Source organism: Rhodococcus sp. 06-418-5 (genome assembly GCF_002258285.1).
In the GTDB taxonomy this organism is placed as follows: domain Bacteria; phylum Actinomycetota; class Actinomycetes; order Mycobacteriales; family Mycobacteriaceae; genus Rhodococcoides.
This window is the reverse complement of the sequence record NZ_NOYE01000031.1, coordinates 1-21217: the sequence shown is the minus strand read 5'-3', so window position 1 is coordinate 21217 and position 21217 is coordinate 1. Positions and strand designations below refer to the sequence as shown.

The following is a 21217-nucleotide window of genomic DNA, read 5'->3' as shown; positions in this document are numbered from 1 at the left end:
CGGCCGAGGGCGAGGTGTGTGATGCCGAAACGATCAGTGCTCCGGATTGTCCGCCAAGCGCTTGAATGATGCAGCGATTTCGGCCTCTGCCTCTGCGCGGCCCACCCAGTCTGCCCCGGTGACGTGCTTGTTGGGTTCGAGATCCTTGTAATGGACGAAGAAATGCTTGATCGCATCGAGCTCGAACGTCGAGACGTCGCTCAGATCCTGGATGTGGTCCCAACGAGTGTCGCCTGCGGGAACGCACAGCACCTTGTCGTCGCCGCCGGCCTCGTCGACCATCTTGAACATCGCCACGGGACGGGCTTCGACGATGACGCCGGGGAACACCGACTCGGGCAGCAGAACCAGTGCGTCGAGCGGATCGCCGTCCTCGCCGAGCGTGTTCTCGATGAAGCCGTAATCGGCTGGATACGCCATCGCGGTGTAGAGGTAGCGATCGAGTCGAACACGTCCGGTGACGTGGTCGACCTCGTACTTGTTGCGCTGCCCCTTGGGGATCTCGATGGTGACGTCGAACGGCACGTGCAGTCCTCACTGTCTTCGTTCGGGCCCGACCGGGCCCGAACCGTTGCGAATGTGTCGATGGTGGCGGCGCAAGGCTACCGGACCCGAGGATACTGTTGACTGAACGATCGTGGGTACGACCACGGCAGATACGGAGGAACAGTGGCGGGGCTGACACGACGGTTCCTCGGCCCCACAGCGGGCCGACGGCGCAGGAAGAAGCGCGTGATCCTGACGCTGTGTGCGCTGTTCGTCGTGATCCTCGCCGCGACGACCGCCGCCCTCGTGTTGCCGTCGGTGTCCGACGGAGCCGAGACCGCGATCGAGCCCCCACCCGAGACGGTGTTGCCCGACCCTGCGATCACCCCGTTCCCGGAATCGGCACCGGTGCCGAACTCGGCAGCTCTGGCAGCTGCGCTGGCCCAGGTGGTCGACGATCCGGCCCTCGGCACGTTCACCGGCACCGTCGCCGACGCACGGACCGGTCAGGTGCTCTGGTCCCAGAACCCCGACACTCCGATGACGCCTGCCTCGACCACCAAGGTCCTCACCGCTGCCGCGGCGATGCTCGCGCTCCCGGCCGATCACCGCGTCACCACCCGCGTGGTCCAGGGCAACGGCGAGGGGAACATCGTGCTGATCGCGGGCGGCGACCCCACACTCACCGCGCTTCCGGTCGGAACGGACGGGTTCTATCCGGGAGCGGCGCGCATCGACGACCTGGTGGAGCAGATTCGGCGCAGCGGAACGGTGGTGCGCAGCATCGGCGTCGACACCTCCGTCTATTCCGGTGACACGATGGCGCAGGGCTGGTTCCCCGCCGACATCGCCGCCGGTTCCATCACACCGATCGAACCGATCATGCTCGACGGCGGACGATCGGACCCACTCGTCGACGAGTCGCCGCGCAGCACAACCCCGGCGCTGGACGCAGGCCGCGCACTGGCCGCTGGGCTGGGCGTCGACCCGGCAGCGGTGACGATCGGCAAGGCCGTCGACGGGGCCGATCAGATCGCATCCGTCGAATCCGCGCCGCTGCGGAACCGATTGCAGCAGATGATCTATCGCTCCGACAATGTCCTCGCCGAGGCCGTAGGACGCGAGATCTCTCTCGAAATGAACACGGCGGCAAGCTTTTCCGGAGCAGTGGCGTCGATCGGGCAGACCCTGTACTCGGCAGGCTTCGACATGGCCGGACTCACGCTCGAGGACGCCAGCGGACTGTCGGTCGACGGCAAGATTCCGGCCAGGCTGCTCGATCAGGTGTTGACGTCGGCAGCGGGAACCGAGCAGCCTGCGCTGCGTCCGATGCTCGACTATCTTCCTGTGGCCGGCGCGACCGGAACCCTGACGGATCGGTACGCCTCGGGGGATCGAACCGGAGCGGGCTGGGTTCGCGCCAAGACCGGAACCCTTTCTGCTGCAAGCGCTTTGGCGGGGTACGTCGTCGACGTCGACGGCCGCATCCTGACCTTTGCGCTGATGTCCAACGACCGGCCGCCCGACGTCAGTCGTCCCGCCCTCGATGCCGTCGCATCGACCCTGAGATTGTGTGGTTGCCAGTGAACACGGACGCAGCAACGAAGGCCGAAGACAGCGAATCCACGTCCGGTTTCGCCGGTGCCGTCGATTGGTCGGTGGCGGCGAAGACCGGAGCGAAGCTGGCCCGCCCGGGTCCGGCCACGTCGCGCTACACCGCCGATGCGGCCGTGGAAGAGCTTGCCGCCGCATCGATTCGGGCCGAGGGGCCGGTTCGCGAGACCACCGGCCTGGCCGACGGCCTCCCCGTGCCCGACGCCCAGGTGGTCGACCGCGCCGGCTGGATCGCCGCGGCCGCGTCGTCGATGAAGCACCTGACCGGAGACGACGACGGTACGCCGCCGTCCGGTCTGCTCGGCGGAAAGCCGGCCGGACTGCAGGCCGGAGCGATGCTGGCCTTCCTGTCCAGCGCCATTCTCGGACAGTACGACCCCTTCACCGGCGAGAACGGAACGCTGCTTCTGGTCGCGCCCAACGTGATTGCCGTCGAGCGGGCGCTGCGTGTGTCGCCGAGCGACTTCCGGTTGTGGGTGTGCCTGCACGAGGTGACGCACCGAGTGCAGTTCTCCTCCGCGCCGTGGCTCGGCGGCTACATGCGCGAGAACGTCGGGGTGCTCTCCGACGGCACCGACGAGCCGCTGACAGATGTCGCCAACCGGCTGACCGGTGCGCTGAAGGCCCGCAAGAATCCGAGCGGGTCCACCAGGTCCGAGGACGCAGGCATCGTCGGACTCCTGCGCGCCACCCAACCGCAGCCCCAGCGCGACGCCATCGACCGACTCCTGGTGCTGGGCACCCTGCTCGAAGGCCACGCCGACCACGTGATGGACGCCGTCGGACCGGCCGTCGTGCCGACCGTGACGCAGATCCGTGGTGCGTTCGATCAGCGCAGGCAACGCAAGGTGAACCCGCTGCAACGCGTCGTCCGCGCACTGCTCGGCATGGACGCGAAGATGGCGCAGTACGTGCGCGGCAAGGCATTCGTCGATCACGTCGTCGCCACGGTGGGGATGGAACGCTTCAACACCGTGTGGACCGGGCCCGACACCCTGCCGTTGCGGTCGGAGATCGAGGACCCCGACGCCTGGATCGCCCGAGTTCTGGGCTGATGCCCACGCGGCTACCCGAAGGCCCCGCGCTGCTCGAGGTCAGGCATGCGGTGCGCGCGTGGCTCGCCGCCCACCCCGGTCCTGTCGCCGTCGCGTTGTCCGGCGGCGCGGATTCGTTGGCGTTGACCGCAGCGACCGTGGCGGAGGCTCCGGGTGTGCTCGCGTTGATCGTCGATCACGGTCTGCAGGCCGGCTCGGCGCAGGTGGCCTCGACTGCGGCGGCGCACGCTCTCGAACTCGGTGTCGCCGACGCGCGTGTTCTGACGGTGCAGGTGAGCGGTTCGGGAGGGATGGAAGCAGCCGCCCGCCGAGCCAGGTACGACGCGTTGAACCAAGCCCGCGGCGACGCGTCGGTGCTGGTGGCGCACACCCTCGACGATCAGGCCGAAACGGTGCTGCTCGGGTTGGGGCGCGGATCGGGACCGCGGTCGATCGCCGGGATGGCGGCATTCGATGCGCCGTGGGGCCGGCCGCTGCTCGGAGTCAGGCGCAGCGTGACCCGGGCTGCCTGCATCGAGCTGGGGATCGAGCCGTTCGAGGATCCGCACAACATCGACACCGACTTCACCCGGGTTCGGTTGCGTCACGAGGTGCTGCCCCTGCTCGAGAATGTGCTCGGCGGTGGTGTCGCCGCTGCACTCGCGCGGACTGCCGAGCAGTTGCGCGAGGACGGCCTGGTCCTCGACGCGATGGCCGAGTCCGTCGTCGATACCGATGCGCCGGACCTCGAGGTCGCTGCACTCGACCCGCTCGCTCCCGCCGTTCGCAGGCGAGTGCTGCGTCGATGGTTGCTCGGCCGAGGTGTGACGTCGCTGACCGACCGGCAGCTCCGGGCCGTCGATGCCCTCGTCGGACGGTGGAAGGGTCAGGGCGGAGTCGCGCTGCCAGGAGGAACGCCCGACGCCAGGTTGGTGTGCTCGCGTCGGCATGGCAGGCTGAGCGTCGGCCTGGAGAACGAATGAAGGGAAACCCCGTGTACGAGGGCGACATCGAATCGGTTCTCATTTCCGAGGAACAGATCAAAGCACGCACTGCGGAACTCGCAGAAGAGATCGCCCAGCGGTATCCCGAAGGCTCGCCGGAAGGTGACCTGCTCCTGGTCGGCGTCCTCAAGGGCGCGATCATGTTCATGACCGACTTCGCCAGGGCCCTGCCCATCCCGGCGCAGCTCGAGTTCATGGCGGTCAGCTCCTACGGGTCGTCCACCTCGTCGTCGGGCGTCGTCCGGATCCTCAAGGACCTCGACCGCGATATCACCGGACGCCACGTGCTGATCGTCGAGGACATCATCGACTCCGGTCTGACGCTGAGCTGGCTCAAGCGCAACCTCGCGACCCGCTCGCCTGCCTCGTTGTCGGTGGTGACGTTGCTGCGCAAGCCCGACGCCATCAAGGTCGACGTGGAGGTCGCGAACGTGGGCTTCGACATCCCCAACGAATTCGTCGTCGGCTACGGCCTCGACTACAACGAGCGCTACCGGGACCTGCCGTACATCGGCCTACTCGATCCCAAGGTCTACAGCTGAGTTCGTTCGTTCGGTCCGCCCCGCCCGCGTGAATGGACCATTGCCGCGCGGAGACGCATGCAATGGTCCATCGATGCGGATAAGGTGCCCATCAGGTGGGGAACTGCCGGGGGAGTGCAGTCGTTGGAGGGGAAGGAGCGTCGACGCAAACAGGTGCGTGGACGCACAGCGCCAGGTAAGAGCGAGTCAGATGTCCGAGTCTCGCGCTAGCCTGGAGTATCCGGCGGGCAGGGAGCAGCCAGCGCGCTGGAGCGGACTGAAAGGACACGGCCGACTCGGCTGAAGCTGTATGAATCGGAAGACAGTAATACGAAATCTTGCCATCGTTTTCGGCATTCTGTTGGTGATCTATGCCTTCAGCTACTTCGGTAACGACACGCGGGATTGGAAGACGGTCGACACCTCGGTGGCGATCGCCCAGCTCGACGACCGCAATGTCGAGTCCGCGCAGATCGACGACCGTGAGCAACAGATTCGGCTGACGCTCAAAGAGGCCAACGAGGCCTCGGGCAACGAAACTCAGATCATTGCGAAGTACCCGGACTCGGCGTCCGAGCAGATCTTCGACAAGGTCGACTCCCAGGGGTTGACGAGCTACAACACCACCGTCACCCAGGAGAGCTGGTTCAGCTCGTTCCTGCTGCTGATCCTGCCGATGGTGCTGATCCTGGGCGTGATCATCTTCGTGATGAGCCGCATGCAGGGTGGCGGACGCGGTGGCGTCATGGGCTTCGGCAAGTCCAAGGCCAAGCAGCTGACGAAGGACATGCCCAAGACCACGTTCGCCGACGTCGCGGGCGCGGACGAGGCAGTCGAAGAGCTCTACGAGATCAAGGACTTCCTGCAGAACCCGTCTCGCTACCAGGCCCTCGGTGCCAAGATTCCGCGCGGCGTACTGCTGTACGGCCCTCCCGGAACCGGTAAGACGCTGCTCGCGCGCGCCGTCGCGGGCGAGGCAGGCGTGCCGTTCTTCACCATCTCCGGCTCGGACTTCGTCGAGATGTTCGTCGGTGTCGGCGCGTCCCGCGTGCGCGACCTGTTCGAGCAGGCCAAGCAGAACAGCCCCTGCATCATCTTCGTCGACGAGATCGACGCCGTCGGTCGTCAGCGCGGCGCAGGCATGGGTGGCGGTCACGACGAGCGCGAACAGACGCTCAACCAGCTCCTCGTCGAGATGGACGGCTTCGGTGAGCGCACCGGCGTCATCCTCATCGCCGCCACCAACCGCCCCGACATCCTCGACCCTGCGCTGTTGCGTCCGGGCCGCTTCGATCGGCAGATCCCGGTCGGTGCCCCCGACCTGGCCGGCCGTCGGGCGATCCTGAAGGTGCACTCCGCGGGCAAGCCCGTTGCGCAGGACGCCGACCTCGAAGGTCTCGCCAAGCGAACCGTCGGAATGTCCGGTGCCGACCTGGCGAACGTCATCAACGAAGCGGCACTGCTCACCGCCCGCGAGAACGGCACCGTCATCACCGAGGCATCCCTCGAGGAGTCGGTGGACCGCGTCGTCGGTGGCCCGCGCCGCAAGAGCCGCATCATCAGCGAGCACGAACGCAAGATCACCGCGTACCACGAGGGTGGTCACACTCTCGCGGCGTGGGCGATGCCCGACATCGAGCCCGTCTACAAGGTCACCATCCTCGCTCGCGGTCGCACCGGCGGTCACGCGATGACGGTGCCCGAGGACGACAAGGGCCTGATGACGCGGTCGGAGATGATCGCTCGCCTCGTCATGGCCATGGGTGGCCGCGCGGCCGAGGAGCTCGTCTTCCACGAGCCGACCACCGGTGCGTCCTCGGACATCGACCAGGCCACCAAGATCGCTCGCGCGATGGTCACCGAGTACGGCATGAGCAGCAAGCTCGGAGCCGTCCGGTACGGACAGGAACAGGGTGACCCGTTCCTCGGCCGTTCGATGGGCCAGCAGTCCGACTTCTCGCACGAGGTCGCCCGCGAGATCGACGAGGAGGTGCGCAAGCTCATCGAGGCGGCGCACACCGAGGCGTGGGCCATCCTCAACGAGTACCGCGACCTGCTCGACACCCTTGCCTCGGAGCTGCTCGAACGCGAGACGCTCACCCGCAAGGACCTCGAGAAGATCTTCCACAGCGTCACCAAGCGTCCGCGCATCACGCTGTTCAACGACTTCGGTGATCGCAAGCCCTCGGACAAGCCGCCGGTCAAGACTCCTCGCGAACTCGCCGCCGAGCGCGGCGAGCCGTGGCCTCCGGTGCCGCCGGCCCCGAAGCAGCTTCCGCCGCAACAGTTTCCGCAGCCCAGCTACGCCGGTTCGCCGCAGCTGAGCAAGGGTGGCTACCCGAACGGAAGCAACGGATACAACGGGTCTCCGACCAACGGCGCTCCGACCAACGGTGCCCCGTCGAACGGCGCTCCGACCAACGGTGGCCCGGTCAACGGATCGCCGAGCACCGGCGACGTCGATGCGCCGAACACCGGTGGGCGACGCAGCGCCCCGGTAACCGGCGGCTTCAACGGCGGCGGCTACAACGGCGGGCCCAACGGAGGTTACGGCGGCCCGGTCAACGGAGGAGCTCCCAACGGGGGCGGATACTCCGAGGGCTATCGCAGGCAGGACCCGCGCCCGAGTGGCCCGAGCCAGGGCTCGCGTCCCGATTACGGTGCCCCGGCCGGATGGTCGGCTCCGGGATGGCCTCCGCGCGAGCAGTCCGCGGTTCCCCGTTACCAGGGACCGACCACGCCGCCTGCTGCTGCGAACCAACCGAATCGCGAGCAGTCGGAATCGGATCGGCCGGACCAGAATCGGTACGAGCCGCCGCAGGGACAGCCACCGGCGTACCGGCAGCACCCCACCTATCAGCAGCCACAGGCGTATCAACCGCCGACCGCTGCACCGTCGAATCAACCGCCTTCGAATCAACCACCGGAATATCAGCAGCCGCAGTATCAGCCGGATCCGTTCCGGCCGGACGCTCGGGACCAGGGTCGTACCTCTCGGCACGAGCCCCCGTACGGCCAGAACCAGAACGATGCTGCACCGGCCGAGGCGTCGCCTCCCACCTGGGAGGTTCCGACTCCGTCGCAGAGCTATCCGCTGCCCGGAGACGATCGTTCCGCGAGCAGCCCGTCCGAGGACTCGCGGCGAGACGAGCGAGCCGAGGACGACGGCGACGAAGGTCCGAGGACGCAACGCTGGGAAGGGCCGGGCGGTTCGTACCGCTAGGTCCATCATTAGGCTGGCTGGGTCGACCCTTTCGGTCGGCCCAGTCCGTCGTTCGAACCCTGCTGAAGGTCGACGCAGCTGCTCGTGAAGAACAGGTGCAGTTCGGCCCAGCTGTCACATTCGCGGAGCCCAACCGGAGGTACGTTCTCGTGTCAGTCAACCGGACCGACGAGTCGGCAATCGACTCGGCAGAAGTCCCAGCAGAGCAGCAGAGGGCAGTGGGAGAGACAGTGGCCTACGCCACCGGCGCGGTCTTCGACCAGCCTCGCGCCGAGGCCGCCGTGCGGGAGCTGTTGATCGCCGTCGGCGAGGATCCCGACCGTCCAGGTCTGCTCGACACCCCGGCCCGCGTCGCGCGTTCCTACCGCGAAATTTTCGCCGGGCTCTACACCGACCCGGACACTGCGCTGAACACGACGTTCGACGAGGGGCACCAGGAACTGGTTCTCGTCCGCGACATCCCCATGTTCTCCACGTGCGAGCATCACCTCGTCTCGTTCCACGGCGTTGCACACGTCGGCTACATCCCTGGCAAGAGCGGCAAGGTCACCGGCCTGTCGAAGCTGGCGCGCGTGGTGGACATGTACGCCAAGCGCCCGCAGGTGCAGGAGCGTCTGACCAGCCAGATCGCCGACGCGTTGATGCGCAAGCTCGACCCGCGCGGTGCAATCGTCGTGATCGAGGCCGAGCACCTGTGCATGGCCATGCGCGGGATTCGCAAGCCGGGTGCCAGCACCACCACCTCCGCGGTGCGGGGTCTGTTGCAGTCCAGCGCGGCGTCGCGTTCGGAAGCTCTGGACCTGATTCTGCGGAAATGACGCGTCCGGTCGATTCCCGATGAACCCGGCGCGAAGTATCCCCCCGGCACCCGTCGTCATGGGTGTACTCAACGTCACTGCCGATTCGTTCTCCGACGGCGGTCGATACCTCGACGTCGACGCTGCCGTCGAACACGGGTTGGCGATGCATCGTCGCGGCGTCGACATAGTCGACGTCGGTGGTGAGTCGACGCGGCCCGGAGCAGACCGGATCGATCCGACACTCGAGGCGCAGCGTGTCGTACCGGTCATCGCTGCGCTCGCCGAAGCAGGGGTGGCCACCAGCGTCGACACCATGCGTGCCTCGGTCGCCGATGCCGCGATCGAGGCCGGGGTATCGATCGTCAACGACGTCTCGGGCGGTCGGGCGGATCCGGCCATGGCCGGGGTGGTTGCGGACGGCGGATTGCCGTGGATCCTGATGCACTGGCGAGCCGCCGGATCCGAATACCGGCACGCCGGTCCGGCCGATCGATACCACGACGTGGTCGCCGACGTCCGCAGCGAACTGCTCGAACAGGTCGACCACGCAGTGGCCGCGGGAGTGGACACCGCGATGCTCGTGCTCGACCCGGGCCTCGGCTTCGCCAAGAACGCCGAGCACAACTGGCAACTGCTCCGTGGCCTCCCCGATCTGGTGTCGGCCGGCTTCCCGGTTCTCGTCGGTGCCTCCAGGAAGCGATTCCTCGGATCACTGCTGGCGGACGACGACGGTTCTCCGCGCCCGCCGGACGGGCGAGAGGTCGCCACGGCCGTGGTGTCGGCGCTCGCCGTCGCCGGGGGAGCGTGGGGTGTGCGCGTGCACGACGTTCGAGCGTCACTCGACGCGGTGGCGGTCGTACGGGCATGGCAGGGTGATCGGGCATGAGCGAGATCAGCAGCCGCGTCGGTACCGGGACGCGTCGCGGCGACCGCATCGAACTGCGTGGCCTGACGGTGCGCGGCAATCACGGCGTCTTCGACTTCGAGAAGCGAGACGGGCAGGACTTCGTCGTCGACATCACCGTCTGGATGGACCTGCGGCCCGCGGCCGAGACCGACGACCTGACGCGAACCCTGCACTACGGAGAACTGGCCGAGCACGCCGCGGCTGTCGTCGCGGGCCCGTCGAGGGATCTGATCGAGACGGTCTCGGCCGAGATCGCCGAGGTCGTGCTGGCGTACGACCCACGCGTCGACGCGGTGGAAGTGGTGCTGCACAAGCCGTCGGCACCCATCCCGTTGACGTTCGGGGACGTTGCCGTGGTGGCGTACCGGGAGCGGTCGTGACCCGGGCGGTGCTGTCCATCGGCAGCAACGTCGGTGATTCGCTGGCCCACTTGCGTTCTGTCACAACCGAATTGGGTCCACGGCTGGTGGCCTGCTCGCCGGTCTATCGCTCCGATCCCTGGGGCGGCGTCGAGCAGCAGGACTTCCTCAATGCCGTCGTGGTGGCCGAGGACGACGCGTTCGACGCCTGGGATTGGTTGCGCTTCGGGCAGCGCCTCGAGGAGGCGGCCGATCGCGTTCGAGTCCAGCGGTGGGGGCCGCGGAGCCTCGACGTCGACGTGGTGGTGTGCGAGAACCTGATCAGCGAGGACCCTCGTCTGATCCTTCCGCACCCGCGCGCGCACGAGCGGGCGTTCGTCCTGCTGCCGTGGCTGGACGTCGAACCGGACGCCACCCTGCGCGTCGACGACGACGATGTGCCGGTGACCGAATTGCTCGCGCGGCTGAGTCCGGAGGAGCGTGCGGGAGTTGTCCAGCAGGAGTGGAGCCTGCAGGAACGACCGGAAGAGCACGAAGGCGTCGGTGATGGATCGTGGTGACCAATCCCACCAAGGTCTGGGATGTGCTGGGTCTTTTCCTGGTCGCCTCGATAGGCACGTGGTTGCTGGTTCGGGTCTTCTACGGCTCGCTGCCTCCGATTCCGGTGTACGCCGGGGCGTCGTTGTATCTGGTCGCGGTGGTGCAAGTGGTCACCGCGGTGATCGTTCGCAACCGCATCGCCGAGCATCGGGTGGGCAGCGGTCTGCACGATCTGCACCCGTTGACGGTGTTCAGGGCGTTGGTGTTGGCCAAGGCATCGATGCTGGTGGGGACCGCTGTCGTCGGAGTGTGCGTCGGGTTTCTGGTGTACGTGATACCGCGTGCAGCGACGGTGCGGGCAGCGTCGTCGGACAGGGCCGGAGCCGTCGTCGCGCTCGTGGCGGGACTGGCCGTCGTCGCTGCCGCGGTGTGGCTCGAACAGTGCTGCCGTACCCCGGAAGACCGTGACGACGAGCGTTCTCGGTAACGCTCGAAACATTTGATTGTTACCTCGGTTGTGTAAGTGATCGGTCGAGGATGACTATTTGCGAACGATTTGCCAGTTACCCTTGTGAACATGACAGATCAGACTCGCGCAAAGAAGGGACGCCGTAAGAGGCGTAGTGCGAGCCAGCTGTTCCTCGCGGCGCTCGTCGTGTTCGGCATCATCGCCAGCGTGTTGTTGCTCTTCACCGAGAGCGTGCAGTGGATGAGAGTCGGTGTCCTTTCGGCGCTGTGGGCTGCGGTGATCGGTGCGTTCGCGATGACCAAGTACCGGCGCGAGGCGGCCGCCGATCAGATCAAGGCCAAGGATCTGCAGACGGTCTACGAGTTGCAGTTGGCTCGGGAGATCTCGGCGCGACGCGAGTACGAGATGAACGTCGAAGCCCGGGTTCGCAGCGAATCGCAGCTCGAGATCGACGAGGTCGCAGCACTGCGCAACGAACTCGCTGCCCTCCGCCAGAACCTGCAGGTGCTCTTCGACGGCAATCTGCCCACCGAACGTGTCGCACTGCGTGCGGAAGCGATGAGGATGCAAGAACTCGGCGGACGCGGGTACGACAGCTACCAACCTGCGCCGTCCGGCCTGTACGTCCCCGGTCGCGGCAACGGTTCGATGGCACCGGGAACCGGCCTCAACGGAGTCGGAACTCCCTACGACGAGCCGGTCACAGCCGAGACGTCGGTGGTGTACCCCGAGGATCCGGACGAGATGCCGCAGGCCACGGCTTCAGCAGCGGCATCGTCGGCTGCCGAATCGGCCCAGGATTCGTACGCCGATGATTCGTTCGAGGAGACGAGTCACGACACCGACGCCTCCGACACGGACGCGGACCCGTACGAGCGACCTGCAGCACAGGCCCGTCCCTACGGCGCACCGAGACCGGCGGGGCGCGTGACGCCGCCCAGCTCCCCTTTCACCGCATACGACTTCGAGCAGACGCGTCGACCTGGGGCCGAGCCGGAACCCGAGGCGGAGCCAGAGCCGCAGGCCACAGCCGAGACCGAACACACGGAGGTCGATTCGGTCGGTTCGTACTCCACGGGTTCGTTCTCCGCGGACTCGTATTCGACAGACTCGTATTCCACGGAGTCCTATGCTGCGGATCCGTTCTCCGCGGAGCCGAACGTGCAATCCGAGAACGAGCCCGCCGCGGACCGGAACGGCGACGCCCTCTCTGCGTCTCGCGCCTCGCTGCGTGAATCGGCGGACGCGTTCTTCGCGGCCGATCACGACTACCGGACATCGGTTGAGGACACGTCCGTCTCGCCCCGACGCGGTCGTAGGCGCGCGGAGTCGACCGACGACGAGGATGCGTCGGGCGCACACTCGAACGGTCGATCCGTCGCCGAGATCATGGCCGGACTGCAAGGCGGAGGGTCCGGAGATGCGGCCACGACCGACCCGGGCACCCGCCGCCGTCGCCGTCGCGCAGACTGAGAACCAGATCACACAGTTCTTCCATGGCCCGCGAGGGGTCGCGGTCGCTATTGTTCGTGCAGGACGTCCGGTACCCGCAGAGCGGGACTGGAACGAACGAGAGGAAATTTTCGGTGACCTCATCCGGGTTCACTGGTGGTCTGTCTCCGGCTCGCTTGACGGTAGGTGTCGTCTCGGCGGGACGGGTCGGTACCGCATTCGGTGAGGCGCTCGAACGCGTCGGGCATGTGGTCGTCGGTGCCGCCGCGGTGTCCGATGCGTCCCTCGCGCGGGTGCGTGAGCGGCTCCCCGAGTCCCAGGTTCTGCCCGTCGACGAGGTTGCTCGTCGCGCGGAACTGCTCGTTCTGGCCGTACCGGACAGCGAGTTGGCGTCGATCGTCGCGGGCCTGGCGTCCACCGGGGCGGTTGCACCGGGAAAGTTGGTGGTGCACACCTCGGGAGCGAACGGGATCTCGGTACTCGAGCCGCTGTCCGCTCTCGGTGCCGTGCCGTTGGCGATCCACCCGGCCATGACGTTCAGCGGCGGAGTCGAGGACACCGACCGGATGACGGCGGCGTGCTTCGGCATCACCGCAGGCGACGAGATCGGCTACGCGGTGGCGCAGGCCCTGGTGCTCGAGATCGGCGGCGAGCCGGTGCACGTGCCCGAGAACAACCGGGCGCTCTACCATGCCGCGCTCGCGCACGGCAGCAATCACCTCGTCACGCTTGTGGTCGACGCGGTCGAAGCCCTCCGCGTTGCATTGGCCGGACCGGGTTTTCCCGGTTCGGATTCCGAACGCGGTGTGCCCGAGCGTGTTCTGGCTCCACTGCTCGAAGCTGCGCTGGACAATGCTCTGCGCAACGGACAGTCGGCGCTCACCGGGCCGGTGGCCCGCGGCGATACCGCGGCCGTCGGCAAGCATCTCGACGTACTCGAATCCGTGGATTCGAGGATCGCAGCCGGATACCGCGCGCTGTCCTTGCGATCGGCGCAGCGGATCGGTGCCAAGGCAGACCTGATCGAACTTCTGGAAGGCAATCGATGACCCTCGCGGGCAGCTACACCAAGGGGCAGTTGACGGTTCACCACGATCCTGCGGTGATCACGTCGGTGTCGAAAGCACTTCGGGGCGTCGGGAAGCAGGTCGCTCTGGTTCCGACAATGGGCGCGCTGCACGCCGGGCACGTGCAGTTGGTGCGGCAGGCCAAGCTCACCGGTGCGGTGGTGATCGTGTCGATCTTCGTCAACCCGCTGCAGTTCGGTGTGGGCGAGGACCTCGATGCCTACCCGCGCACCCTCGACGCCGATGTCGCGTTGCTGCGTGAGGAGGGCGTCGAACTGGTCTTCGCGCCGTCGGCGTCGGACATGTATCCGTCGGGTCCGCGCACCACCGTCAATCCCGGACCGCTCGGCGTAGAGCTCGAAGGCTCGAGCAGGCCAACGCATTTCGCCGGAATGCTCACCGTGGTGGCCAAGCTGCTGCAGATCGCGGCTCCGCATCGCGCGTTCTTCGGCGAGAAGGACTACCAGCAACTGACATTGATCCGGCAGATGGTGCGCGATCTGAACTTCGACGTCGCCGTCATCGGGGTCCCGACGGTTCGCGAGCAGGACGGTCTTGCGCTGTCCTCGCGTAATCGCTACCTGGACCCCGAGCAGCGTGACGCTGCGATGGCGCTGTCGGCCGCGCTGGTCGCCGGGGCGCACGCCGCGGCCGGGGGAGTCGAGGCCATCATCGCCACTGCGCGTGCCGTTCTGGACGAGGCTCCGCTGGTGCAGGTCGACTACCTGGAGGTGCGCGACCCGCATCTCGGTCCGGCTCCCGAACGTGGGGACGGCAGACTGCTCGTGGCGGCCAAGGTCGGCACCACGAGATTGATCGACAATGTCGGTGTCGCAGTCGGCACCGGTTTTCTGGAGGCAGGAGTGGAGCCTGCGGAACGACCAGAAAAAATTAGTCCCGACGATCCGAACAGCTGAGGGCACAACATGTTTCGAACAATGATGAAGTCCAAGATCCATCGCGCCACCGTCACGCACGCCGATCTGCACTACGTGGGCTCGGTGACCGTCGATCAGGATCTGATGGAGGCAGCCGACCTGCTCGAAGGCGAACAGGTCACCATCGTCGACATCGACAACGGTGCGCGGCTCGAAACGTACGTGATCACCGGTGAGCGCGGCAGCGGTGTCATCGGGATCAACGGCGCTGCAGCACATCTGGTCGATCCGGGTGACCTGGTGATCCTGATCGCCTACGGCGTGATGAACGAGCAGGAGGTGGCCGACTACGCGCCGAGGGTGGTGTTCGTCGACGAGAAGAACCGGCCCGTCGAGCTGGGAAGCGATCCGGCTCATGCGCCCGCGGGCTCGGGTCTGATCACGCCGCGCGATCTGCGGGCCGATTCCGTGCTGGTCTGATTCGATGCTCCTCGCGATCGATGTACGCAACACCAGTACCGTGGTCGGCCTGTTCACCGGCACCGGTGATCATTCGAAGCTACTGCGAGACTGGCGCATTCGCACCGACCCTCATGTGACGGCCGATGAACTGGCACTGATGCTGCGCGGCCTGCTGGGTGAGGACGCGGAACAGATCACCGGAATCACCGCACTGTCGACCGTTCCGTCGGTGCTTCGGGAGATGCGGACGATGCTCGCGCGCTACTGGGATCACGTGGTGCACGTGATGGTCGAACCCGGCGTGCGGACCGGCGTGCCGTTGCTGGTCGACAATCCCAAAGAGGTCGGTGCCGATCGCATCGTCAATACCCTTGCCGCACACGACCTGTACGGAACGGCGTGCATCGTGGTGGATTTCGGAACCACCACCTGCGTCGACGTCGTCTCGGCCAAGGGGGAATTTCTCGGCGGTGCCATCGCTCCTGGGCTGGAGATGTCCGCGTCGGCCATGTCCACTCGCACGGCCACGCTGCGTGAGGTGGAGATGATCCGGCCCCGTTCGGTACTGGGCAAGAACACCGTGGAGTGCATCCAGTCGGGCACCATCTTCGGGTTCGCCGGTCTGGTCGACGGCCTCGTCGGGCGAATTCGACGAGAGGTTCCCGAGGTGACGGGCGCGGACGTCGCCATCATCGGTACCGGGGACATCGCAGCGTTGATCTTGCCCGAGTCGACGACCATCGAGCACCACGAACCCGACCTGACCCTCGAGGGGCTGCGTCTGGTCTACGAACGCAACATGGCCAAACGACGCCCCCGCTGAACGGCTGGCGCATCGTGCGATGGTGTGCCAGAATCGTCGGCGTGATGACGTGCATGGCCACCCAGGAGTGTTGTCGAGGCTGAACCCTGCCTCGTTCGTACACACCCCTGGAGTAGAGCTTCATGCTTTCCACACCTGTACTTTCCGTACCTTCGCGCACCCCTTTGTCGTCGCGCTCGGTCTCGACGCTTCCGACCCGGTTGCGCCCACCCGACCTGCTGCGCATCACCGACCAGGGCGCATCCGACGTCCTCGAGGGCCGCTTCGACCACCTGCTTCCCGGCGGCGGCCGCTGGCCGACCGACGAGCGTTGGGCCGCCCGACTGCATTCCGACGACGACCTCGACGTCTGGTTGATCAGCTGGGTTCCCGATCGTTCCACCGAACTGCACGATCACGCGGGATCGCTCGGTGCGCTCACCGTTCTCAGCGGCTCGCTTCTCGAATATCGTTGGGCCGGAACAGGACTGAAGGAGCGTCACCTCGACGCCGGTGATCAGGCGTCGTTCCCGCTCGGTTGGGTTCACGACGTGATGCACGATCCGGCGTCCACCACGACCGGCCCCACCCTCAGCGTGCACGCCTACTCGCCGCCCCTGACGGCGATGTCCTACTACGAAGTGACCGAACGGTCCACGCTGCGTCGCACCCGTAGCGAGCTCACCGACGAACCCGAGAAGGCCACGCTGTGACCATCCCCGCCATGACCATTGTCGACATGCTCGAATCCGCACGCGAGACCATCGATCGAATGACCGTCTTCGAGCTGCGCGACGCCGTCGACCGCGGAGCCGTCGTCGTCGACATCCGCCCCCAGGCGCAGCGCGCCGTCGAGGGAACGCTGCCCGGGGCGCTCGCCATCGAACGCAACGTCCTCGAATGGCGTCTGGACCCGACGAGCGATGCGCGCCTGGCGATCGCCGTCGACCACGACGTCGAATGGATCGTCATCTGCTCCGAGGGTTACACCTCGTCTCTCGCCGCCGCGTCGCTCAAGCTGCTGGGTCTGCACCGGTCCACCGATCTGGTCGGCGGTTACCAGGCGCTGAAGTCGGCAGGACTGCTCGGTGTGCTCACGCAGGCGAAGCACTGCGTCCGTGAGGCCGAGGCCGTCGCTGCGCACTGATCGTCCGCACCGGACCGGACTGTAAAGTGTGTGCGCGTGACTGACACAGCTTCCACCCAGCAGGCCGACGACACCCCGGAGCAACTACGGATTCGTCGTGCCAAGCGCGCCGCGCTGCTCGAGCGTGGGGTCGAGGCGTATCCGGTGTCGGTTCCACGCACGCACTCCTTGCTCGAGATCAGGACCGAATTTCCCGAACTCGAACCCGACACGACGACCGGCCTCATCGCCGGCGTCGTAGGCCGGGTCATCTTCGTGCGCAACACCGGAAAGCTGTGTTTCGCCACGCTGCAGGAGGGCGACGGCACCCAGCTGCAGGCCATGATCAGCCTGGCAGGTGTCGGCGAGGACGCTCTCGCGCAGTGGAAGTCCGATGTCGATCTCGGCGACTTCGTGTTCGTGCACGGCGAGGTGATCAGCTCCCGCCGCGGCGAGCTGTCCGTGATGGCCGACGCATGGCAGATCGCATCGAAGTCGTTGCGTCCGTTGCCCGTCGCGCACAAGGAACTGAACGAAGAGACGCGCATTCGGCAGCGGTATCTGGATCTGATCACGCGTCCGGAGGCCAGGGAAACCGCCCGCAAGCGCATCGCCGTCGTCCGGGAACTACGCAACGCACTCGAGCGTCGCGGCTTCCTCGAGGTCGAGACTCCGATGTTGCAGACCTTGCACGGCGGCGCGGCGGCTCGGCCGTTCGTCACCCATTCCAATGCCATGGACACCGACCTCTACCTCCGGATCGCGCCGGAACTGTTTCTCAAGCGCTGCGTCGTCGGCGGCATCGAGAAGGTGTTCGAGATCAACCGTAACTTTCGCAACGAGGGCGCCGACTCCTCGCACTCGCCGGAGTTCGCGATGCTCGAGACATACGAGGCCTACGGGACGTACGACGACTCGGCGAAAATGACGCGTGAACTCGTCCAGGAAGTGGCCATGGCCGCACTCGGGTCCACAGTCGTCACGCTGCCCGACGGCACCACCTACGACCTCGGCGGTGAATGGACGACGCTCGAGATGTACCCGTCGCTGTCGGAATCGCTCGGATTCGACGTCACCCCCGACACCACCGTCGACGAACTGCTCGCGATCGCCGACAAGGTCGGGGTCGAGGTGCCGCGCAAGGACGGCGTCCCGATCTACGGCCACGGCAAGCTCGTCGAGGAACTGTGGGAACACCAGGTCGGCGACGCGTTGACCGAGCCCACCTTCGTCCGTGACTTCCCGGTCGAGACGTCCCCGCTGACGCGTCAGCATCGCAGCAAGCCCGGCGTCACCGAGAAGTGGGATCTCTACGTTCGCGGATTCGAGTTGGCCACCGGTTACTCCGAACTGGTCGACCCGATCATCCAGCGTGAGCGTTTCGAGGATCAGGCGCGTCAGGCCGCGGCAGGCGACGACGAGGCCATGGTGCTCGACGAGGACTTTCTCGCCGCGATGGAACAGGGCATGCCGCCGACCACCGGAACCGGCATGGGCATCGACCGCCTGCTGATGGCGCTGACCGGCTTGGGGATCCGCGAAACTATCCTGTTCCCCATCGTCAAGCCTTCCCAGGCCTGATCGAACGGTGAAGAGCTGTTCGCCAGCAGCGGACAGTGAACGGGAAACGTTTTGCATAGTGCCTGCGTTATGAACAATAAGCAGGCAAGGCAGTCCGCACACGTGGGCCGTCGCGCAGCATTTCAGGGGTGGAGGGTCGGCGTTCGTCACGTCGGCCAACTACAGTGAGAAGCAGTCTTACCTTCAAATGCACAAGCGACCCGGCGTGTTGGACACTGCGGCGCTAGAAGAACTGGTGGGCGAGCTACCACCCGCCAAGAAGTGAGGGAGAGCGATGTTCGAGAGGTTCACCGATCGCGCGCGGCGTGTTGTCGTCCTGGCTCAAGAAGAAGCCCGGATGCTCAACCACAACTACATCGGCACGGAGCACATTCTGCTCGGCCTCATCCACGAGGGCGAAGGCGTCGCAGCCAAGTCTCTCGAGTCGCTGGGCATCTCCCTCGAAGGAGTACGCAGCCAGGTAGAGGAGATCATCGGACAGGGTCAGCAGGCTCCGTCCGGTCACATTCCGTTCACCCCGCGCGCCAAGAAAGTACTCGAGCTCAGCCTGCGTGAAGCACTGCAGCTCGGCCACAACTACATCGGCACCGAGCACATTCTGCTGGGACTGATCCGCGAAGGCGAAGGCGTCGCAGCTCAGGTTCTGGTCAAGCTCGGAGCCGATCTCAACCGCGTGCGTCAGCAGGTCATCCAGCTGCTGTCGGGCTACCAGGGCAAGGAGCCGTCCGAGAGCGGCAGCGGCCGCGGCGAGGCGGGCACCCCGTCGACGTCACTGGTTCTCGACCAGTTCGGCCGCAACCTCACCCAGGCAGCGCTCGAAGGCAAGCTCGACCCGGTCATCGGTCGCGCGAAGGAAATCGAGCGCGTCATGCAGGTGCTGTCGCGTCGCACCAAGAACAACCCGGTGCTCATCGGCGAGCCCGGTGTCGGTAAGACCGCAGTCGTCGAGGGCCTGGCACAGGCCATCGTCAACGGCGAGGTTCCCGAGACGCTCAAGGACAAGCAGCTCTACACTCTCGACCTCGGCTCGCTCGTGGCCGGCAGCCGTTACCGCGGTGACTTCGAAGAGCGCCTGAAGAAGGTGCTCAAGGAGATCAACACCCGCGGCGACATCATCCTGTTCATCGACGAGCTGCACACGCTCGTCGGCGCAGGTGCCGCCGAAGGTGCCATCGACGCAGCATCGATCCTCAAGCCCAAGCTGGCTCGTGGCGAGCTGCAGACCATCGGTGCCACCACCCTCGACGAGTACCGCAAGTACATCGAGAAGGACGCCGCACTCGAGCGTCGTTTCCAGCCCGTCCAGGTCGGCGAGCCGACCGTCGAGCACACCATCGAGATCCTCAAGGGTCTGCGCGATCGCTACGAGGCACACCACCGCGTCTCGATCACCGACGGTGCCCTCGTCGCTGCCGCCACCCTGGCCGACCGGTACATCAACGACCGGTTCCTGCCCGACAAGGCAATCGACCTCATCGACGAAGCGGGCGCGCGGATGCGCATCCGCCGGATGACCGCGCCGCCAGACCTGCGCGAGTTCGACGACAAGATCGCCGACGCGCGCCGGGAGAAGGAATCGGCCATCGACGCACAGGACTTCGAGAAGGCCGCGAACCTGCGCGACAAGGAGAAGACACTCGTCGGTCAGCGCGCCGAGCGGGAGAAGCAGTGGCGCTCCGGTGACCTCGACGTCATCGCCGAGGTGGACGACGAGCAGATCGCCGAGGTTCTGGGTAACTGGACCGGCATCCCCGTCTTCAAGCTCACCGAGGAAGAGACCACTCGTCTGCTCCGCATGGAGGACGAACTGCACAAGCGGATCATCGGTCAGGTCGAAGCAGTCAAGGCCGTCTCGAAGGCGATCCGTCGTACCCGTGCAGGACTGAAGGACCCGAAGCGTCCGTCGGGCTCGTTCATCTTCGCCGGCCCGTCCGGTGTCGGTAAGACCGAGCTGTCGAAGGCTCTGGCGAACTTCCTCTTCGGCGAGGACGACGCACTCATCCAGATCGACATGGGCGAGTTCCACGACCGCTTCACCGCGTCGCGCCTGTTCGGTGCTCCTCCCGGATACGTCGGGTACGAAGAGGGCGGCCAGCTCACCGAGAAGGTCCGTCGCAAGCCGTTCTCCGTCGTGCTGTTCGACGAGATCGAGAAGGCACACCAGGAGATCTACAACACCCTCCTGCAGGTGCTCGAAGACGGTCGTCTCACCGACGGCCAGGGACGCACGGTCGACTTCAAGAACACCGTGCTCATCTTCACCTCGAACCTCGGTACCTCGGACATCTCGAAGGCAGTCGGCCTCGGCTTCTCCTCGGGCGAAGGCACCGGATCGAACTACGAGCGGATGAAGCTCAAGGTCAACGACGAGCTGAAGAAGCACTTCCGCCCCGAGTTCCTCAACCGTATCGACGACATCGTCGTGTTCCACCAGCTCACCAAGGACGAGATCATCCAGATGGTCGATCTCATGCTCAACCGAGTCGAAGGTGCGCTCAAGAACAAGGACATGGCGATCGAGGTCACCGAGAAGGCGAAGTCGTTGCTCGCCAAGCGCGGATTCGACCCCGTCCTGGGTGCGCGGCCACTGCGTCGCACCATCCAGCGCGAGATCGAGGACCAGCTGTCGGAGAAGATTCTCTTCGGCGAGATCGAAGCCGGCCAGATCATCCTGGTCGACGTCGAGAACTGGGACGGCGAAGGCGCAGGCGAGGACGCGAAGTTCACTTTCCGCGGTGAGAAGAAGGCGATCATCGTCCCCGACGAGGTCCCGGTCGACCTGGCCAAGGCCACCGGAGACAGCGACAGCGAGTAGCTCCACAGCTCCACACAACGGGCGATCCTCTTTCGAGAGGATCGCCCATTGTCGTCTGTCCACCCGCCCGCTTACCC

20 protein-coding genes are annotated in these 21217 nt (G+C 66.1%); 19 read left to right on the top strand and 1 reads right to left on the bottom strand.

Annotated features, from left to right (window positions below):
- Window positions 1–33: 33 nt before the first annotated feature.
- Window positions 34–525: an inorganic diphosphatase gene (locus tag CH274_RS21380; RefSeq protein ID WP_032395172.1), complete on the bottom strand. Its 492-nt coding sequence runs from the start codon at window positions 523–525 to the stop codon at window positions 34–36.
- A gap of 144 nt (window positions 526–669) precedes the next feature.
- On the opposite strand from CH274_RS21380, the gene dacB reads away from it, so the two are divergent.
- The 19 genes from dacB (at window position 670) to CH274_RS21285 (ending at window position 21140) form a co-directional block, all read left to right on the top strand.
- Window positions 670–2073, top strand: a complete 1404-nt coding sequence (gene dacB, locus CH274_RS21375) for a D-alanyl-D-alanine carboxypeptidase/D-alanyl-D-alanine endopeptidase (RefSeq protein ID WP_032395171.1) — start codon at window positions 670–672, stop codon at window positions 2071–2073.
- The gene (locus CH274_RS21370; RefSeq protein WP_373453940.1) at window positions 2064–3155 is read left to right on the top strand and encodes a zinc-dependent metalloprotease; all 1092 of its coding nucleotides are present in this window, start codon (window positions 2064–2066) and stop codon (window positions 3153–3155) included. Before dacB ends, CH274_RS21370 begins: the two co-directional genes overlap by 10 nt.
- A complete protein-coding gene (gene tilS / locus CH274_RS21365) occupies window positions 3155–4117 on the top strand; it encodes a tRNA lysidine(34) synthetase TilS (RefSeq protein ID WP_094658869.1) in 963 nt (320 codons plus the stop codon). The genes CH274_RS21370 and tilS overlap by 1 nt, the downstream gene beginning before the upstream one ends.
- An 11-nt stretch (window positions 4118–4128) precedes the next feature.
- Window positions 4129–4680: a hypoxanthine phosphoribosyltransferase gene (hpt, locus tag CH274_RS21360; protein WP_032395535.1), complete on the top strand. Its 552-nt coding sequence runs from the start codon at window positions 4129–4131 to the stop codon at window positions 4678–4680.
- Window positions 4681–4969: 289 nt separating this feature from the next.
- Complete coding sequence (gene ftsH, locus CH274_RS21355; RefSeq protein ID WP_094658868.1) at window positions 4970–7882, top strand: ATP-dependent zinc metalloprotease FtsH; 2913 nt, start codon at window positions 4970–4972, stop codon at window positions 7880–7882.
- 218 nt (window positions 7883–8100) lie between these two features.
- Entirely contained in the window at window positions 8101–8700 is a 600-nt protein-coding gene (folE, locus tag CH274_RS21350) for a GTP cyclohydrolase I FolE (protein WP_094659119.1), read from the top strand.
- A 19-nt stretch (window positions 8701–8719) separates the two neighbouring features.
- On the top strand, window positions 8720–9568 hold the full coding sequence (gene folP, locus CH274_RS21345) for a dihydropteroate synthase (protein WP_179275817.1): 849 nt from the start codon (window positions 8720–8722) through the stop codon (window positions 9566–9568).
- Window positions 9565–9969 (top strand): dihydroneopterin aldolase, encoded by a 405-nt coding sequence (folB, locus tag CH274_RS21340; RefSeq protein ID WP_094658867.1) that lies wholly within the window; start codon window positions 9565–9567, stop codon window positions 9967–9969. Before folP ends, folB begins: the two co-directional genes overlap by 4 nt.
- Complete coding sequence (gene folK / locus CH274_RS21335; protein ID WP_094658866.1) at window positions 9966–10508, top strand: 2-amino-4-hydroxy-6-hydroxymethyldihydropteridine diphosphokinase; 543 nt, start codon at window positions 9966–9968, stop codon at window positions 10506–10508. Before folB ends, folK begins: the two co-directional genes overlap by 4 nt.
- The gene (locus CH274_RS21330; RefSeq protein WP_094628620.1) at window positions 10505–10975 is read left to right on the top strand and encodes a DUF3180 domain-containing protein; all 471 of its coding nucleotides are present in this window, start codon (window positions 10505–10507) and stop codon (window positions 10973–10975) included. Before folK ends, CH274_RS21330 begins: the two co-directional genes overlap by 4 nt.
- A gap of 90 nt (window positions 10976–11065) precedes the next feature.
- Entirely contained in the window at window positions 11066–12430 is a 1365-nt protein-coding gene (locus tag CH274_RS21325; RefSeq protein ID WP_094658865.1) for a DUF6779 domain-containing protein, read from the top strand.
- 113 nt (window positions 12431–12543) lie between these two features.
- Complete coding sequence (locus CH274_RS21320; RefSeq protein WP_094658864.1) at window positions 12544–13458, top strand: Rossmann-like and DUF2520 domain-containing protein; 915 nt, start codon at window positions 12544–12546, stop codon at window positions 13456–13458.
- The gene (panC, locus tag CH274_RS21315) at window positions 13455–14393 is read left to right on the top strand and encodes a pantoate--beta-alanine ligase (RefSeq protein ID WP_094658863.1); all 939 of its coding nucleotides are present in this window, start codon (window positions 13455–13457) and stop codon (window positions 14391–14393) included. The genes CH274_RS21320 and panC overlap by 4 nt, the downstream gene beginning before the upstream one ends.
- 9 nt (window positions 14394–14402) lie before the next feature.
- Window positions 14403–14834 (top strand): aspartate 1-decarboxylase, encoded by a 432-nt coding sequence (gene panD / locus CH274_RS21310; protein ID WP_032395164.1) that lies wholly within the window; start codon window positions 14403–14405, stop codon window positions 14832–14834.
- A 4-nt stretch (window positions 14835–14838) separates the two neighbouring features.
- Window positions 14839–15639 (top strand): type III pantothenate kinase, encoded by an 801-nt coding sequence (locus CH274_RS21305; protein WP_032395163.1) that lies wholly within the window; start codon window positions 14839–14841, stop codon window positions 15637–15639.
- 122 nt (window positions 15640–15761) lie between these two features.
- Window positions 15762–16331 carry a cysteine dioxygenase gene (locus CH274_RS21300; RefSeq protein ID WP_032395162.1) on the top strand — a complete coding sequence of 190 codons (570 nt, stop codon included), beginning with the start codon at window positions 15762–15764 and terminating at the stop codon, window positions 16329–16331.
- 11 nt (window positions 16332–16342) lie between these two features.
- Window positions 16343–16765, top strand: a complete 423-nt coding sequence (locus CH274_RS21295; RefSeq protein ID WP_032395529.1) for a rhodanese-like domain-containing protein — start codon at window positions 16343–16345, stop codon at window positions 16763–16765.
- Window positions 16766–16801: 36 nt separating this feature from the next.
- The gene (gene lysS, locus CH274_RS21290) at window positions 16802–18325 is read left to right on the top strand and encodes a lysine--tRNA ligase (protein WP_094659117.1); all 1524 of its coding nucleotides are present in this window, start codon (window positions 16802–16804) and stop codon (window positions 18323–18325) included.
- A gap of 274 nt (window positions 18326–18599) precedes the next feature.
- Window positions 18600–21140, top strand: coding sequence for an ATP-dependent Clp protease ATP-binding subunit (locus tag CH274_RS21285; RefSeq protein ID WP_032380134.1), 2541 nt, complete (start codon window positions 18600–18602; stop codon window positions 21138–21140).
- Window positions 21141–21217: the final 77 nt, after the last annotated feature.